Below are 16,791 nucleotides of genomic sequence, written 5' to 3' on the forward strand. Positions count from 1 at the left end.
GTGATAACCGATGGCTATGACGACCCACGTGCATGTACGGGACCTGCGTTACTTCCTGGCGGTGGCCGAGGAACTGCACTTCACACGCGCGGCCGAGCGGCTGTACGTGTCACAGCCCGCGCTGAGCAAGCAGATCCGGGCGCTGGAGCGGCAGTTGGGCGTGGAGCTGTTGCGGCGGGACCCGCGGGGCGTCCTGCTCACCGAGGCGGGTCAGGCGCTGCTGCCGCACGCCCGGCAGGTGCTGGCGGCCTGGGCGGCGGCGGACGCCGCGATGGCGGCGGCCCGGGCGGCGGGGCGCGGCACGCTTGTGGTGGGCATGAGCACAAGCCCCGGCCGCGGCGGTCTGCTTCCGGCGATCCGCTCCCGCTTCACGGCCGCGCATCCCGAGGCGGTCGTACGGCTGCGGCAGATGGGCTGGCAGGACCCGACGGCCGGTCTGGCGGACGGCGAGACGGAGGTCGCGTTCGTGTGGCTGCCGCTGCCCGACGAGGAGCGCTACGGATGGACCGTGGTCGCCGAGGAGCCCCGCCTGGTCGCCCTCCCCGACACCCACCCGCTCGCCGCCGGCGAGGAGGTGGACTTCGCCGACCTGGCCGACGAACCGTTCCTCGCCCTGCCGCCGAGCGCGGGCCCCCTGCGCGACTTCTGGCTCGCCCTCGACGAACGGTCCGGCCGCCCGCCCCGCATCGGCGCGGAGATCGCCGGCACCGAGGAGACGTACGAGGCCCTCGTCGCGGGCCTGGGCATCTGCCTCGTGGCCGCCGGCAACGCTCCTCTGATCACCCTGGGCGGGGTGGTCACCCGGCCGGTGCGCGGAATCGGCCCGAGCAGATACGTCCTGGCCTGGCGCAGGGAGGACGCGGAGCGACCGCTGGTGCGGGGGTACGCACAGGCGTGCCGGGCGGTGACGGGCGACTGAGGGTGGCCCTTCGACCTGGGCGTACCGCCGCGCGGGAGCTGCGCTTGCGGACCTTCCGGATGCGACGAGATCGAGGACCTTACAGCGGAACTCGGGCGGACAGTTGCGGGGCACGCCGCTGCACGGCTTGGCCACGACATGCACGCCGCTGCCGCCGTCAGCTCAGACGCACCCACTCGGCCACGGAGGGCACTCCCTCCTCGTTGACGAGGAAGAGCATGTACCAACCCGGCGGCGCGATGTCGTGGTTCTCCGTCACCCGCACGTCGAGCGACCCACCGCCCTGCCGTGCGATCGGCAGATCCACAAGACGCTGGCTGCTGTCGAACGAGTGCGTGGTGACCCCGTTGCGCACCAGCGAGGCCCATCGGACGGTGTCCGCGTCCGGAGTCACGACCGTCACTGTCCCGTCGTACCGCCACTGCTGGGGAACCGAGCCGATGGCCGGACGCGCTCCTCGGAAGAGGTAGGGCGGGCGGAAGACCTCCAGCCGCATCTCCTCGTTCTTGTCCGGCGGCTCCCAGGGGACCGATGTGCCGCCCTCCGGGTTGCCGCCCGCCGCGACGACCCGGCCGTCCGGCAGCAGCACAGCCGTCGAGTGGTACAGGCGGGGCACGGTGGCGGCCGCCATCAGGCTCCAGCTGTCCGAGGCCGGGTCGTAGATCTCCGCCTCGTGCCGGGCCAGGGGCTTGTCCTCCTGCTTCAGCGATCCGCCGCCGACGAAGACCGTACGGTCGGGCAGCAGTACGGCGTTCAGATGCAGCCGCGGCAGGCCCAGCGGCGCGGCCGCCGTGTAGCGGGGCTCGTCGGCGGTGAGGTCGACGACGCTGACCGCGTCCGTCGCATCCGTACGGTCGGGCCGGCCGACCGGGCCGCCTCCGATGACCATCACCCGCTGATCCTGGGCCGGGGGGAGGATCACGCTCGCCGACTGGTTGCGCATGTCGGGCATGAGCAGGTCCGGAACCGCGGCAACCTCGACGGGATCGTGCCTCAGGTCGAGGATGCCGGGCTCGACGTCGAGCGGGTCGTCCATCCGCCCGCCCGAGAAGAAGACCCGGCCGTCGGCCAACAGGAACAGGTGGGCGTACAGCGGCAGTCCGGCGAAGCCGTGCTCCAGGTGCTTCACCCGCCAGCTGTCCGTATCGGGTGAGTACACCTCCAGCGTCTGGTTGTGAGCCGCGCCGGATTCGTCGAGTCCGGTCGTGGCCAGCACGGTCCCGTCACCGAGCGCGATCAGCGTCGGGTACCAGCGCCCGTGCGCCATCGGTGCGGCGAACGACCACTTCCCGCTGCCCGGGTCGAAGACCGCGACGTCCTTACGGCCCTTGAACGGGTTGTAGGCGAGCGTGCCGCCGGCGGACAGCATCCGGCCGTCCGGGAGGAAGACGTCACCGCCGCAGAACATGTCGAAGGGCCGGCCGTCGGCCGTACGCAGGGTCTCCGGGTGGGTGAAGGAGTTGCCCGGCGGGTTCCATACGACGCTGGTGAAGACCCCCTTGTCCTCATCGCCGAAGTCCTTGCTGTCGAACCGCTTCGCGCTGCTGCCCGACCCGGCGAAGAACATCACATCGCCCTCCGGCAGCAGCGCGGCATGCACGGCCAGAACGCCCGAGTGGAAGGGCAACACCTGCCAACGTCCTTCCCGCGCCGGATCCGGTTCCAGCCGCACCATCTCGTACAGGCCCTGGTTCTGCTGCGGTGGGGCATCGGCCATCGACGCGATCAGCGTCAGCCGCCCGTCGAGTTCCGCGACGGCGATCCCGCCGCCCTGGTTCTGCCAGGAGAACCAGTTCGGCACGCCGCGCCACTCCCCCCAGCCACCGCCGGGCAGGCCGTCGGGGTGGAGGTCCCGGGCGATCCGGTAGAAGGCCTGGTTCTGGTCGGGGGCATCGTCGATCTGGAAGACGATCAGATCGCGGCCGCCATCCCGGTCGAGGTCGGCGACCGCGACGCCGCAGGCCGCGTTCTCCCACGAGAACCAGTCGGGGACGTCCTGCCACGGCGTCCAGCCGCCGGTCACGGCACCGTCCACGCCGAGTCCATGGCCGATTCGGTACAACCCCCGGTTCTGCTGCGGCCCGTTGTCAATCATGAAAACGAGCAGGTCGCGGACGCCCTGCGGGTCCGGCGGCGTCACGGCGACGGACACCCCCTGGTTCTCCCATGAGAACCAGTCGGGGATGTCGGTCCAGGGTGTCCACCCACCGGTGACAGTCCCGTCCGCGGACAGGCCACGGCCGATCCGGAACAGCCCGCGGTTCTGCCCCACTGCGCCGTCCACCATGGCGACGACCAGGTCCTGGCGGCCGTCGGCGTCGAGGTCGGCGAGGGTGACTCCGGCGCCCTGGTTCTCGTGGGAGAACCAGCCGGGGACATCGGCCCACGGCGTCCAGGGGCCCGTGACGGTCCCGTCGGCGGACAGACCCCGGCCGATCCGGAACAGCCCGCGGTTCTGTCCCGGCGGGTTGTCGACCATGAACACCAGCAGGTCCTGCCGGCCGTCGCCGTCGAGATCGGCCACCGCGACCCCGGCGCCCTGGTTCTCGTGGGAGAACCAGTCGGGCACGGGTCGGAACACGTTCGGCATCGCACATCCCTTTCAGATCGGCATTCGGCCGGCGCGAGTCCGCCGGTCAGATTCCTGTATCTGTTCCTGTCGCTGTGCCTGTGCCTGTAGCTGTGCCTGTGCCTGTAGCTGTGTCTGGACTGAGGCTGCGCAGGAAGGGAAGGGACGGCATGAAGAAGTACTCGCCGCCCTTCATGGTCACGGCCTGCGGGACGGCCGGTATGCCCAGTTCCTTGCTCGTCCCGCCCCAGACCGACGGCCATGCCGCTGCCGGGCGGGCGCCCTGGCCGATGACGGGGTCGAGACCGGGCGGCGAGTCACCCGCGGGGACCCTCGGGAAGCCGGCGTTGTTCGCCCAGGTCCGCTGCGTGAACTCGAACTGGTTGCCCAGCTCGGAGTTGAAGGCCATGAACAGCAGGCCGACGCCGCCGGTGGGCCGGTATTGCGGCTGCGTGTCGTCGTTCGGGTCGTCCCTCCTTTCCCCGTACGTCTGGCCGCGCCGCGCCATCAGATGCCTGCGCTCGTCCTCCGCCGCTTCGAAACCGCCGGAACCTCGGGGGTTGGTCTTGCGGATGTGGCCCTGGAACGGGCATTTCATGCCGTGCTCGTCGTTCGCGTAGTCGAAGTTGTTCATCACCGGGCTGTGCGGCCCGGCCGCGCTCTGCGTGGTCAGCGGTGTGCCGTCCTCGAAGCGGCCGATGATCATCGCGCCCGCGCGCTCGCGGTCCTCGCCCACCAGTTTCAGCTGGTCGGCCAGGTCCTCCTCCGCCTGCTTGAACATCTGCACGTTCTGCTCCAGCTTGCGGAACACGAAGTAGCTGCCGAAGTCCAGTTCCGGATCGGGTGCCGCCGGGTCGGGGACCAGAACGCGGTCCAGTGGGGTGGCGGGATTCCACACCGAGGTCCCGTCGGTACCGCGCCGCTCGTCGTCGACGTCCTGACTCAGGAACAGCGGCTGGCTGCGCCCGTCGACGTATCCGAAGTGTTCGATCCCGTCTCCGTTCGCATTGCGCATGCCGAGGCCGGTCTCCTGGCCGATGAGGTGGACCGAGGCGGGCCGCACGGCCTCGACCTGGGCAAGCCTGGCCGCCACCGTTACGGCAGAGGCGTCGCCGACGAGCACGACCGCGTGGATCTCCTCCCGGTACGGCTCCTCCCGCAGTGAGAGAACCGGGTCCGAGAGTTTCTGCCTGGTCTGCTCGTCCCGCATGCCCAGCCGGAACGACGGGTCGGTGGGCGCCCGGGCCGACAGCCCCAGCTTGTCGTAGCCCGCCTTCGTCAGTCCCACACCGACGTACGGCGTCCCTGGCGCGCCCCCGGCCCTGAACGCCGCCACCTCCAGGAGGTGCTCCCGCGCCGACTTCATCAGGAATGCGACCGCGGTCAGGAAGGCCCGGGCCTCCGCGGCGCCCTCCGGGCTGTCAGTGAAACCCAACAGCAGTACCGACAGGTGGTCCCGGACGTGAGGCTTCACGATGTTCGGTTGCAGGCGATCGAGCATGGCGTCGGCGTCAGTACCGACGTCGCCCGGAACATCTGCCCCCGTCAGCAAAGTATGGAGATCGATCGACACGACAGTCCTCCCTCTCGCCACGCCGGATTCCCCCGGCCTGCCGCCCAGGCAACCGGGGACGGCCGACGGGCGCATCGGGGAAAACCCTCGGACCCGGCATAGCGGTCCAGGCCGTCGCCACCCGGTCCAGGCCGTCGCCACCCGGTCCAGGCCGACTCCACCCGGCCATGGGCGGCGACTGCGGCCCCCGGTGCCGGCGAAGCCGGAAACGATCCGGCTCGCCCGGCTAGCCGGGCGGGGCAGGGACCAGGCCGTGGGACATCAGGATGCGGGTGAGTTCGGTGCGGGAGCGGACGCCCAGTTTGCGATAGACGCGGGTCAGGTGGGCCTCGACCGTCTTGTGCGAGATGAACAGCGCGGCCGCCGTCTCGACGTTGTTCATCCCGTCGGCGATGGTTCGCGCGACCTGTAGTTCCTGCGGCGTGAGCCGGTCGAACGCGGGGACCGGGGTACCGGGCGCCGGACGCTCACCCGCGGCGGCCAGCTCCACCGCGGCTCGGGCCGTCCACGGGCGGGCACCCAGCGACTGGAACGTTGCGTGAGCCGCCAGCAAGGGCAACCGGGCCGCCGCCGGGCGGCGACAACGGCGCAACACCTCGCCGAGGCACAACCGGGTGCGGGCGGCCTCGAACGGCATCTCCCTGCGCCGGTGCGCGACTTCGGCCACCGCGTAGCACGCCTCGGCCTCGTCACCGTCGCCGGCGAGCAGCACTCGGCCACGCGCGGCGGCCGCGGCCGGCCAGGCCAGACCGGTGGTCCGGGCTCGCTCGTCCAACCACGTCAGGACGGTCTCGGCCCGGTCGCGGTCGCCCGTGCGCAGGTGGGCCTCGACGAGGTCGGCGGCGAACGGCACGATGACGGGATTGCCGAGGCCACCGTCGGCGGCCAGCGCACGGGCGTGTTCGAGATACGCGACGGCGACGCTGTGTTCGCCGTGGCCCAGCGCGACCAGACCGAGCGTGCCGGATCCGTAGACCTCCAGGGAACCGATGCCCAGCGGCCCGACCTCACGCCGGGTCCGTTCGATGCGTTCCTCACACAGCGCCCGTTCGCCCCGTGCCGCGTCGAGGCGGGCCAGGCTCAGCAGGCTGTAGCCGATCGCGCCCGTCTGGCGCAGCTCCTCCGCCCAGTGCAGCGCCTCGGTCGCGTCGGCGTAGGCGGCGGACCACAGCCCGGCCCAGCGGTCCAACTCGCCACGCGCGCCGAGGGCGTACGCGAGCGTGGCCGGGGCACCGGACCGGCGCGCCGCGTTGATCGCGGAGGTGAGCACCTTGCGGGCGCTGTCGTCGTCCTCCGTCCATCCGCACACCCGGCCGATCAGCACGAGCGTTTGCTGCGTGTCCACGGCATCCGCTGATTCCAGAGCCGTGCGTGCCGCCTGCAGCCACCGACGGGCTGCTGTCACCTGCCCGGTGAGGGCCAGAGCGAACGAGGCGCAGGCGGAGATCTCCACGGGCAGCTCGGCGCCTTCGCCGGGCCCCGCCAACGCCGGTGCGTCGAACGGGCCGTGCCCGTCCGCCACCGCCGGCCTGGAAGGCGCCGCGGACACGGCGGGGTATCGGCCGTCAGCGGGTGAGGCCGAGACCCGTATCGGCGATGGGCCGGCAGCGAGTCGGGCCGCCTCGTCCGCATCCCTCAGGGCCAGGTTGCCCCTCCCCGCCATGGCTGCGGACAAGGCCGCCTCGGCAAGGAGTGTGCCCGCCCGGGCCGGATCGATGGCGCGGACGGCATCGGCGGCGTCGAGCAGTTGGTCGTGGGCACGGGCAACCTGTCCGATCCAGATCAGCACACGGCCGCGGACCAGCGCTATGTCCGCGCGCAGCAGCGGATCGGTGGTCTCCTCTGCGGCGGCGTCGCACCACGCCGCGGCATCGTGCGGCAGTCCGCCCAGGTGCGCGTCCTCGGCGGCCCGCAGCAACCGTTCGACCCGCAGCCGACGGTCCGAGGTCAGCTCCGCCGCCCTCCGCAACGCCCGCGCCGCCACCCCGAATCCGCTGCGTTCCCGCGCCCGGCCTGCGGCCGCATCCAGTGCCGCGGCGACCTCCTCGTCCGGCCCAGCGGCCGCCGCGGCCCGGTACCAGACCCGCACCTCGCCTGTGGACGCCCCGGCCAGGGCCCGGTAGACGTCGCGTCGGGCCGCCGGAGTGAGGCATTCCAGCACCACCAGACGCAGCAACGGGTGACGCAGGTCGAGGTCCTGGCCTGTCGCCGTCACAAGGCCTGCGGCGTGCGCCGGGTCGACATCCGCCGGAGACAGACCGACCGAGGCGAAGGCCCTGGCCAGTACGTCGGGGGCTGCGGAGTGTCCTGCCGCGAGCAGGGCCAGCGCCCGTCGGGTGCGCTCCGGCAGCCTGTCCAGCCGGGTCGTCCAAGCGCGGTGGAGCTGCTGTCCCACAGGAAGAAGTTCCGGCACGGGCCGAGTCCCCGATAACTGGCCCGCGCTCAGGCCCGCAGCCGTCTCCAGCAGCGCCAGCGGGTTGCCCCCGGTGGCGTGCACCAGGTCGGCAAGCACCTGGGGGGACGGAGCGACGTCCCGGCCCGCCAGCAACTCGGCACACGCGTCCGCGGAGAGGCCGGCCAAGTCGACCTCCGGCAACCCCGGAGCGGACGGTTCGAGGGCGTCGGCCCGGACGGCCAGGACCATGGCCACCCGTTCGCCGGCCAGCCGCCGCGCCACGAAGAGCAGCACCTGCCGCGACGAGGGGTCCACCCACTGCAAGTCGTCCACGAGCACGACCAGGGGGGTGGCGTTCGCGGCCGCCGCGAGGACGTTCAGCGTTCCCGTGCAGACGGCGAGGGAGTTCGGGGGCGGACCGGCCGCCAGGGCCAGGCACACGTTCAGCGCGGAACGCTGGGCCTCCGGCAGGTCCGCCAGTCCCCCGTGGAAGGGGGTCATCAGATCGGCAAGCGCCGCAAAGGGCAGCACCGACTCGGACTCGACGCCGCACAGCCGCACCACGCGTGCACCGCGGGCCAGGGCGCCGACGCCTGCGTAGTCCAGCAGCGCCGTCTTGCCCATTCCGGGCTCACCCCGCAGCACGAGCGCGGCACCGCACTCGGCGACCGCGGTGAGCACCCCGTCCACCAGCAGACGCTCCCGCTCCCGCCCCACCATCACCTGCTGATCCGCCACTTGAGCCGCCGCCCCGTCCCCACGCCCCCGTGCGCTCGCGCTCTCTGAACTCACTGAAGCACAGACGGCAGTTCGCCACAATTGTCTGCAACGAACCTCTATCGGACCGATGTTCGCGGTACGGCAGACAGCGAGTCCGGCCGCCGTCCACCTCCGCTCCCCTTGTCCGCGCCGTCGCGCTGGACGTTGTGCGCTTCCCGGAGCATGCTGCAGGAAGGCGCGATGGAGCCGGCCGCATCAAGGCTCGCCCATCGGCCACGGGGGCGATCATCATGGACAGTCATGCCGTATCCGGCGCTTCGGCCAAGAAGAACGTGGACGTCGTTCTGGAGGGTGGCGGTGTCAAAGGGATCGCCCTCGTCGGTGCGCTGAAGGAGCTTTGCGCGGCACATACCGTGCAGCGTGTGGCTGGTACGTCGGCGGGAGCCATCGTCGCGGCACTGCTGGCGGCCGGGTACACCATCCCGGAGTTGGAGCAGGAGATGCGGAGCCTGGACTTCGCCTCGTTCCAGGACGGGCCGGCGCGTCACTTCGGCAAGGTCGGGGCGGCATTGGCCGTGCTGCTGCACAACGGCGTCTTCAAGGGCGACGCTCTGCACGCGTGGATCGAAGCGCGACTGGCGGACAAGAACGTCACGACCTTCCAGCACCTGCGGCGCGAGGAGGAGGGAGACGCCGTCGGCACGCCGCCCTACAAGCTGGCCGTCGTCGTGAGCGACATAAGCCGGGGGCGTGAGCTGCACCTGCCGGAGGACTACGAGGCGCTGTGCGGGGTGAATCCCGACACCGCCAAGGTCGCCGACGCTGTGCGTGCCTCCGCCTCGATCCCCTTCTACTTCCGGCCGGTGAAGTTCCGTCCCGGCCCACAGGAGTCGCGACGGCTCGTGCTCGTCGACGGCGGCCTGCTGTCCAACTTCCCCGTCGCCCTGTTCGACCGGCAGGACTCGACACGGCCACGCTGGCCGACCATCGGCATCAAACTGTCGATGCGGCAGACGGCCGGCCAGGAGTGGCAACCCGCCCGGAACCCCGTGGAGTTGGCGAGGCGGCTGGTCTCCACCATGACCAGCGCCCACGACCGGATCCACGTGGATCAGAAACAGGTGCAGGACCGCATCATCTTCGTCGACACCGACAACGTTCGGTCGACCGACTTCCGCATCACCCGGGAACAGACCGAGATGCTTTACGCCAACGGCGGCAGCGCCGCCCAGCAGTTCCTGGCCACTTGGGACTTCGAGCAGTGGTTGAACCGCTATCACCCGACGCGGGGCGGGGCGGGCACACCGGCCTGACCCCGTGAACGGAACGGGGGACATCATGAACACCCAAATCCGCAAAGGCCGGCTGCACAGAACCGACGGCCACCGAGCAGCAACACGGAATGGCGCCCAGGGCGCCTCATCGGCGTCCTCTGCCGCAGGACCTCCTCACCTCAGGTCCAATACGTGGCTGCATCGCGCGCAAACACGTTTGTGTGTCCTGCGCTATGAACTCAAGGCCACGTACGGGCAACCGGATCCCCTGGGTCACGACGGGGTCCGGCAAGGGGAGCTGCAGGCAGGAGCGAAGTGTCTCCTCGACGCGGCCGAGCGTCACATGCAGCAGGCCGCCGAGAGCCAGAAAATGAGCTGGCGGCTCGCCAGTTGGTGGAACGGCCAGGCATACGAGGGCACCCTTGCCTGCCTGCACGCCGCCGAGGTCGCGACCATCACGCTGTCCCAACCCGTCCGGGCCTGGACCCGGATCGATGCGGTGCTCGCCCTGGCGGGCCCGCTCTGCCAGAAGGACCCCCGCCTTGCCCTCGTCGAGCAGCTGAAACAGAAGGGCAGGCCACAGGACAATCGTGTGCCTTGGGCTGTCGCGGCCCTCCTGGAAGCGGCCTACGCGGTCCAGGAGGAACGAGCCGTACGTAGCCGCAACTTCCGTAATCGGCTCATCCGAGCAGGCAGCGTACTGACGCTCCTGCTTGCGGTGACCGTCGTGGTGGCCTGGTGCAACGCGGGAGCGATCCCCGTCTGCACGAGTGGCTGCCTGGGCCGGGCAGACCCCGGTCTCCGCGAAGTCGGATTGGTCATGCTTCTGGGCATGCTCGGTGCGGCCACCCATGTGGTGGGGCGACTGCAGAAGATGGGCGGCAGTTGGAACCCTTACAACCTTCCCTTCTACCAGGAACTCATCAAGCTCCCCATCGGGGCACTCACTGCCGTGATCGGGCTGCTTCTGGTGGACACCGAATGGCTGCCGATGGTCGATGCTCCTGAATCCTGGCGCGAGGTCATGGCCTGTGCCGTGGTCTTCGGGCTGGCCCAGATCGCCCTTACCCGCACCATCGACCAGCGCGCGGAGAAGATACTCGCGTCGGAGCCGGACCCGGAAGAGGTCAGGCAGTTGGAGAAGGTCCCCGACAACAGGGCACAAACGGCACCGAAGTTCGAGACTTAAGGTTCGAGTCGCCCTCCAGCGGCCGGAAGCCCACTTCTCGAGGACGGGGCGGATCAGTGCATGTCTGCCGCATCGAGCAGGGTGGTCGCAGTGGGCGCGATGAGCCCGGTCAGATTGTCGGCGCCGATCCCCGCGCGGGCGCTGGCGCCGTCGAAGGCGCAACCGCCTGCGACTCCACCCGCTCGAAGACGTACAGGATCCGCTCGTGTGGGGAACGGCCATCGCCCGCCGGGGGCAGCGCCCTCGCCACGAAGGCAGCGGCACGCTCCTTCAGGCTCGCCGCCAGCAGTTCGTCCTTGCTCTCGAACAGCTGGTACATGGAGCGCTTCGACACCCCCGCCGCCCTGCACAGCGCCTGGACGCCGATACCGACGCCGTCGCGGTAGGTGAGCGTGGCTGCCGCCCTGATGGGCACGTGCCTCTCTTGGGTGAGCCGCCTTCCGCTACGCCGGGGCAGCGGCCGTCTCGTGCTCCGTCTCGGCGGGGATGAGGTGCAACCCCTGGTGCTCTCAGGTCTACCGGGCCGCCGGCCGGGTCTTCGCGACCATGCCGCGGTCCCCGAAGGTGACCATCGCGTGGATCGGTATGGTGCTGGCGCGCATGAGCGCCGCGAGGCCCCGGCGGCCCTGTTGGCGGGCGAGCTCCGGCCCCAGGGTGGTCATCAGGGCGGTGAGGGCCGGCATCGGACGCCCGAAGAGCGTGATCTCCTTGATCTTTGCCTCGTCGTCGAGCCGCAGCAGCTGCACCTCCTCGAACGACTGGGACGCTACCCGCGCCCGGTAGACCAGTGCATAGGTGTCGCCCTCGCCGGTCTGGGTGTGGTAGCGGACGTCCTTGACCGCCGCGAACGCCGAGGTCAGGAAGTCACGCAGTTGGTCGGAACCCTCGTAGCGGAACTGCTCGGTGAGCGGCGAGCTGAGCACGACGTCCCGGCTGAGGCAGGCGACGGCGGCGTCGACGTCACCGTGTTCCTCGGCGGAGCGCCATCTCGCGACGGTAGCGGCGGCTGCGTGCAGGGTCTCGGACATGGGTCTCTCCCGGTATCAACGGCGCGAACGGGGTTGTGGGTGGCGGAGTGCGCCGGTGGGGGTGTCAGCCGGTGAGCTTGTTCATCGTGCGGATCTGCTTGTCCAGGACCCAGGCGGGAACGAAGCGGAGCATGCGTGCGCGTCCGGCCATGGGGCCGGCGGCGTAGCGCAGTTTCGGCTTCGCGTCGGTCGCGGCCGTGACGATCGCCTTGGCGACCACGGCGGGGTCGTCGCCGGCCTTGATCGCCTCCGCCATCAGGCGGTCGAAGACGTGCCGCTGGTCGGCATAGGTCTGCAGGGGGGTGTCGGGCTTGGCGCTGTTGGCCTCGAACCCGGTGTTGGTGTAGGCGGGTTCGACGAGGAGCGACCGGACGCCGTACTGCCGGACCTCGTGGTCCAGCGACTGGGAGTAACCCTCGATGGCGTGCTTGGACGCGCCGTAGACGGCCATGTAGGGGGCGGGGATGAAGCCCTGCACGGACGAGAGGTTGATGATGCGGCCGCGCCCCTGGGCACGCATGTGCGGCAGGACCTCCTTGACCATGCGCATGACCCCGAAGACGTTGATGTCGAAGACGCCCTGGGCCTGCGCGAGGGAGGTCTCCTCGGCCGCGCCGATCGAGCCGATGCCGGCGTTGTTGACCAGGACGTCGATCCGCCCGAACCGATCGATCACCTGCTGGACCACGGCGGTGACCGACTTGTCGCTGACCACGTCGAGGTCGAAGAAGGTCACATCCTGGAGCGGGGTGACGCGTGAGGTGTCGCGGCCCGTGCCGGCCACCTCGAAACCCGCCGCGACCAGCGCGAGCGCGGTCTGCTTGCCGATGCCCGAGGAGGCACCCGTCACGAGGGCCACTGGCCGATTTGTCGTCATGATGCACTCCCGAACCTCAAAAGGAAACCGATCGGTTTCGCCTTGCCTCACTGTAAACCGCTCGGTTTCCAATCCGCAAGCTCAAGCACCGAACCGATCCCGGGCCGCGCCACCGGCCGGCTTCAGGCGAAGGTGACCGGCGCCCGTCGGCATGGCGGAACTGGCTGGATTGACAGGCAGGAGAGACGCGGGAGTGTCATCTCCGCGCAGCGACCGCCGAGTTCGTGCTCACCGGCCACTGCGACACCTCCACCCAGGCGATCGCCCAGCGTGTCGGTGTCCCGCAGCCGTACCTCTTGCAGCCCACTCGGGCGAGAAGGCGATCGTCGCAACCGCCTTGACGCGGAACACGGAAGGCGCCCGCCTGGCGTTCGAGAGCGTGACTGAAGGGATGAGGGGCACGAGCGGCCATGGGGCTGCCGTCAGGCGCAGCAAGCTCCTGACGGCATCCGGGCCCGCGGGATCAGGGCTGGTCGCTGATGGCTCGGTAGGCCGCGATGTACAGGGTGTGGCACAGGTCGATCAGTTCTTCGACGGTGGCGTTCTGGTGGCCGAGGGTCCAGTCCACGAGGAGTTCGTTGACTCCGCCGACCAGGCTCATCGCGGTCATGGTGAGCCGGTTGGAGGAGGCTTCCGGGCCAGGGAGCGGCCCGACGACGGCGGCGACCATCGCGGCGAATTCGTGCAGGACCTCGCGGCGGCGCACTTCGAGGCGGGGGCTGGCGCCCACCACCTCGATGAGCACCAGGCGGGCCTTGCGGGCGTCGCCGGCCAGTGCGCGGATGAAGACCTCCAGGCCGGCGCGCAGTTGGGCGTCGACATCGGGTGCGGCAGCGGCCGCGGCCTGCGCGGTCTCGGCTGTGATCGTGGCGATCAGCTCGTTGTAGACCCCGGCGAGAAGGTCTTCGCGGTCACGGAACGACTCGTAGAAGTAGCGCTCGGTCAGTCCGGCATGCGAGCACACCTGCTTGACGGAGGCCGAGGCGAATCCGGCCGTGCCGAACAGGTCGAGGCCCGCCTGGATGAGGCGGGTGCGGCGCTCCTGCTGGCGTTGCGCCGCGTCGCGTCCGCCGTAGCGCCGTCCGGCGGTCTGTGTGCCGGTCATTTCTCCCCTTCGCAGAGGTGTTGACACCGGTGTGCTCCCAACTGACACTCTAGCTTGTCAGTTCATCTGACACGTCATCGTGTCAGAAACGCGTGGGGGCCGCTTGCCGCTCAGCGTTCCGCTCGTGTTCAGGCAGGGAAGGAAGGGCTCGACCGTGGCAGCACCGCCCAAAGACCCGTACACGTTCAGCCGGAGAGACCGCGACCGGCTCCCCCGCACACCACCGCTGACCGGTCGGGTGATCGCGGTCACCGGGGCGGGCCGCGGAATCGGGCGTGCCGTCGCAGCCCGGCTCGCCGCGGCCGGAGCCGCCGTGGCGATCGGCGATCTCGACACGGAGCTCGCCGTGGAGACGGCCGGTGCCATCGGCGCACATCCCGGAGGCCGACTGCTCGGGCTGTCTCTCGACGTCACCGACACACACTCCTTCGAGGACTTCCTGCGCACCGTCGAGACCCGGCTCGGGCCCATCGACGTACTGATCAACAACGCCGGAATCATGTGGGTGGGCCCCTTCGCGGAGGAACCGGAGGAAGCCGTCCTGCGCCAGTTCGACGTCAACGTCCACGGCGTACTGCGCGGGATGAAACTCGTGATCCCGGGGATGCGGAAACGCGGTCGGGGCCACGTCGTGAACATCGCCTCCGCCGCCAGCAAGGTCGCCCCGGCCGGCGAGGCGACCTACGCGGCGACGAAGCACGCCCTCCACGGCTACAGCACAGCCGTCCGCGCCGAACTGCGCGGCACCGGCGTGCACGTGTCCCTGGTGATGCCCGGCGTCGTGGACACCGAGCTGGCCGTGGGCACCGCGACCGGCCCCACCCGGCGCCTGACGACGGATCAGGTGGCCGACGCGGTGCTCGACGTCGTACTGCGCCCGCGGTTCGAGGTCTTCGTTCCACGCCAGGTGGCCGCCCTGACCCGGTTGGCCGCGGTGCTGCCCGGCCGTGCCCGCGACGCCTTGCATCACCTTCTTGTCCCCGACCAGCTCGCCGCCCTGTCCGACCGGGCGGTCCGCGCGGCCTACGAGCAGCGCACCCGGACCGCCCGCCTGCCCGAAGGATGAGCCCCGTGACCACCACGCCCAAGCCGGCGCCCAGCGCGAAGAAGGCCCAGGACGCCGCCGCTTTGCGTCCCATCCCCGAATTCGACGGTGTCCACGACGTATGGCCCCGCGGTGACCGGCTGCGTGCCGTGCGCCGCGCCGCGGCCGCCTACCGTGAGCGGTTCGTCCAGCAGGGCCGCATCCACGCCGTCCGCAGTTTCGACATCGCCGCCGCCCCGTACCCGACCCGGTTCGGTTTCCACGGCGCCGCGCTCGCCGTCAACCCGTTCGTGAGCATCGTCAACCGGATGCTCGTCGTACAGTTCGACGGCTTCGACGGTGAGCCGAAAACACTGGTGTGGGAGCCGACCGTCGCCGCCGGAACGGCTCAGGCGCCGTACTACGCCCAGCTCAAGCGGCTGGCGGGGGACTTTCTCACCGAGCACGTCTTCGCCCGCTTCTACCAGGACCCGAACACCGTCCTGCCCTCCTGCGGTCTGCGACCCGAGGACGTGGACTTCGTCAGCTTCGACCACCTGCACGTCCAGGACGTGCGCATGATCATGGGAAGTACCAGCACCGTTCCCGGCGAACGGGCGCCCCGCGAACCGCTGTTCCCGCGCGCCCGGTTGTTGGTGCACCGCAAGGAGCTGGGCACCTTCGCATCGATGCACCCGATGCAGTGGGCCTGGTACGTCGACGGAGGCATGGACGGCGTACCGGACGAGCGCGTCACCGCCTTCGACGGCGATGTCGAACTCGGTGTCGGCGTCAGCCTGCTGTGGACCCCCGGCCATACGGACGGCAACCACTCCCTGGTGCTGAACACCCCCGACGGGGTGTGGGTCTCCTCCGAGAACGGCATCTCGGCCGACAACTGGCAGCCCGAGCTCTCCCGCATCCCCGGCGTGCGCCGCCACGCCGCGTTCTACGGCCGTGAGGTGGTGCCCAACGCCAACACCCTGGAGGACTCTCTCGACCAGTACGACTCCATGGTCAAGGAGAAGACCCTCGCCGACCCCAGCCGACGCGATCCGCGCTGGCTGCAGATCCTGCCCTCCTCGGAACTGGCCCCCTTCAAGCGGCAGTGGCCGGTGCTGCCCAGCTTCAACCACGGCGGCCTGAACTACGGCGAGTTGACCCCTGCCGGTGGTGGCCGGTGACCGGCCCGGCCGCCCGCCGAATCACCGTCGACCGCACGGAAGGCGCGGACGGCGTGGAGTTGGCCGCCTACCAGTGGGGAGCGTCCACGGCTCCTCCGGTGGTGCTGGTCCACGGCTATCCGGACACCAGCGCCGTGTGGCACCCGGTCGCCGAGCGCCTGGCCGACCGCTTCCACGTCACCGCCTTCGACGTGCGGGGAGCCGGTGCCTCCGACCGGCCCAGGGGGCTGCGCGCCTACCGGATGTCGCGTCTGGAGGCTGATCTGGAGGCGGTTCTCGACGCCGTGAGCCCCGACCGCCCGGTGCACCTGGTCGGACACGACTGGGGATCGATCCACTCCTGGGAATCGGTCACCGGCACCCGCCTGGCCGGGCGGATCGCCTCGTTCACGTCCATCTCCGGACCCTGCCTGGACCACGTCGGCCACTTGATCCGGGCCCGCCTTCGGCCGCGGCATCCGGATCTGCCGAAGCTGCTGCGGCAGGCCGCACGGTCCTGGTACGTCGCCTACTTCCATCTTCCGCTGCTGCCCGCCCTGACCTGGCGAGCACTGGGCCACCGCTGGCGCGCCTTCCTCACCGGCTCCCAAGGCGTGCCCGGGCACACCCCCTACCCCGCGCCGACGTTGGCCCGCGACGCCGTGACGGGCAGCGCGCTGTACCGCGCCAACATGCTGCCCCGCCTGCTGCGACCCCGGGACCGGACGACCACCGTCCCGGTTCAGCTCATCATCCCCACCCGGGATTTCTGCGTCACCCCGGTGCTGTCGTACGGAGTGGAGCACTGGACGCGCCGGATACAACGGCGCCCGATCGACGCCGGGCACTGGGTACAGCTCAGCCACCCCGAGGAGGTCGCGTCCCGGATCGCGGAATTCACCGACCGCGTGGAGGACGACTCTCTCGCACACACCGACCACTGACGGAGAAAGAA

General features: G+C 70.4%; 12 protein-coding genes and 1 pseudogene. 6 read left to right on the forward strand and 7 right to left on the reverse strand.

The annotated features are described in order from the left end of the window. Positions 1 to 10 precede the first annotated feature (10 nt). Complete coding sequence (locus ACIBJB_RS26505; protein ID WP_398933719.1) at positions 11 to 919, forward strand: LysR family transcriptional regulator; 909 nt, start codon at positions 11 to 13, stop codon at positions 917 to 919. 157 nt (positions 920 to 1,076) lie between these two features. On the opposite strand, the gene ACIBJB_RS26510 is transcribed toward ACIBJB_RS26505, so the two are convergent. The 3 genes from ACIBJB_RS26510 to ACIBJB_RS26520 all read right to left on the reverse strand — a co-directional run bounded on the left by ACIBJB_RS26510 (position 1,077) and on the right by ACIBJB_RS26520 (position 8,194). Further along, entirely contained in the window at positions 1,077 to 3,509 is a 2,433-nt protein-coding gene (locus ACIBJB_RS26510; protein WP_398933721.1) for a galactose oxidase-like domain-containing protein, read from the reverse strand. A gap of 46 nt (positions 3,510 to 3,555) precedes the next feature. Next, positions 3,556 to 4,962 carry a Dyp-type peroxidase gene (locus tag ACIBJB_RS26515; protein WP_398933723.1) on the reverse strand — a complete coding sequence of 469 codons (1,407 nt, stop codon included), beginning with the start codon at positions 4,960 to 4,962 and terminating at the stop codon, positions 3,556 to 3,558. A gap of 325 nt (positions 4,963 to 5,287) precedes the next feature. Then, a complete protein-coding gene (locus tag ACIBJB_RS26520; protein WP_398933725.1) occupies positions 5,288 to 8,194 on the reverse strand; it encodes a LuxR C-terminal-related transcriptional regulator in 2,907 nt (968 codons plus the stop codon). Between the two features lie 272 nt (positions 8,195 to 8,466). Between ACIBJB_RS26520 and ACIBJB_RS26525 the strand changes: the two genes are divergently transcribed. After that, the gene (locus ACIBJB_RS26525) at positions 8,467 to 9,489 is read left to right on the forward strand and encodes a patatin-like phospholipase family protein (RefSeq protein WP_398933727.1); all 1,023 of its coding nucleotides are present in this window, start codon (positions 8,467 to 8,469) and stop codon (positions 9,487 to 9,489) included. Positions 9,490 to 9,514: 25 nt separating this feature from the next. Continuing rightward, the gene (locus ACIBJB_RS26530) at positions 9,515 to 10,639 is read left to right on the forward strand and encodes a hypothetical protein (RefSeq protein ID WP_398933729.1); all 1,125 of its coding nucleotides are present in this window, start codon (positions 9,515 to 9,517) and stop codon (positions 10,637 to 10,639) included. A 53-nt stretch (positions 10,640 to 10,692) separates the two neighbouring features. Here the strand turns inward: ACIBJB_RS26530 and ACIBJB_RS26535 are convergent. From ACIBJB_RS26535 to ACIBJB_RS26550, 4 genes and pseudogenes are all read right to left on the reverse strand, one after another. Next, a pseudogene (locus tag ACIBJB_RS26535) lies at positions 10,693 to 11,054 on the reverse strand (TetR/AcrR family transcriptional regulator). Between the two features lie 100 nt (positions 11,055 to 11,154). Further along, complete coding sequence (locus ACIBJB_RS26540; RefSeq protein ID WP_398933731.1) at positions 11,155 to 11,667, reverse strand: nuclear transport factor 2 family protein; 513 nt, start codon at positions 11,665 to 11,667, stop codon at positions 11,155 to 11,157. A gap of 64 nt (positions 11,668 to 11,731) precedes the next feature. Continuing rightward, the gene (locus ACIBJB_RS26545; RefSeq protein ID WP_398933733.1) at positions 11,732 to 12,544 is read right to left on the reverse strand and encodes an oxidoreductase; all 813 of its coding nucleotides are present in this window, start codon (positions 12,542 to 12,544) and stop codon (positions 11,732 to 11,734) included. Positions 12,545 to 13,007: 463 nt separating this feature from the next. Then, complete coding sequence (locus ACIBJB_RS26550; protein WP_398933735.1) at positions 13,008 to 13,649, reverse strand: TetR/AcrR family transcriptional regulator; 642 nt, start codon at positions 13,647 to 13,649, stop codon at positions 13,008 to 13,010. Positions 13,650 to 13,803: 154 nt separating this feature from the next. Between ACIBJB_RS26550 and ACIBJB_RS26555 the strand changes: the two genes are divergently transcribed. The 3 genes from ACIBJB_RS26555 to ACIBJB_RS26565 are packed head-to-tail and all read left to right on the forward strand — an operon-like array spanning position 13,804 to position 16,780. Then, positions 13,804 to 14,715 carry an SDR family oxidoreductase gene (locus ACIBJB_RS26555; RefSeq protein ID WP_398933737.1) on the forward strand — a complete coding sequence of 304 codons (912 nt, stop codon included), beginning with the start codon at positions 13,804 to 13,806 and terminating at the stop codon, positions 14,713 to 14,715. After that, complete coding sequence (locus tag ACIBJB_RS26560) at positions 14,712 to 15,857, forward strand: hypothetical protein (protein WP_398933739.1); 1,146 nt, start codon at positions 14,712 to 14,714, stop codon at positions 15,855 to 15,857. The genes ACIBJB_RS26555 and ACIBJB_RS26560 overlap by 4 nt, the downstream gene beginning before the upstream one ends. Next, positions 15,854 to 16,780 (forward strand): alpha/beta fold hydrolase, encoded by a 927-nt coding sequence (locus ACIBJB_RS26565; RefSeq protein WP_398933741.1) that lies wholly within the window; start codon positions 15,854 to 15,856, stop codon positions 16,778 to 16,780. Before ACIBJB_RS26560 ends, ACIBJB_RS26565 begins: the two co-directional genes overlap by 4 nt. Positions 16,781 to 16,791: the final 11 nt, after the last annotated feature.

The sequence above is a fragment of the Streptomyces sp. NPDC050759 genome, from assembly GCF_044456945.1.
Classification (GTDB): Bacteria; Actinomycetota; Actinomycetes; order Streptomycetales; family Streptomycetaceae; genus Streptomyces.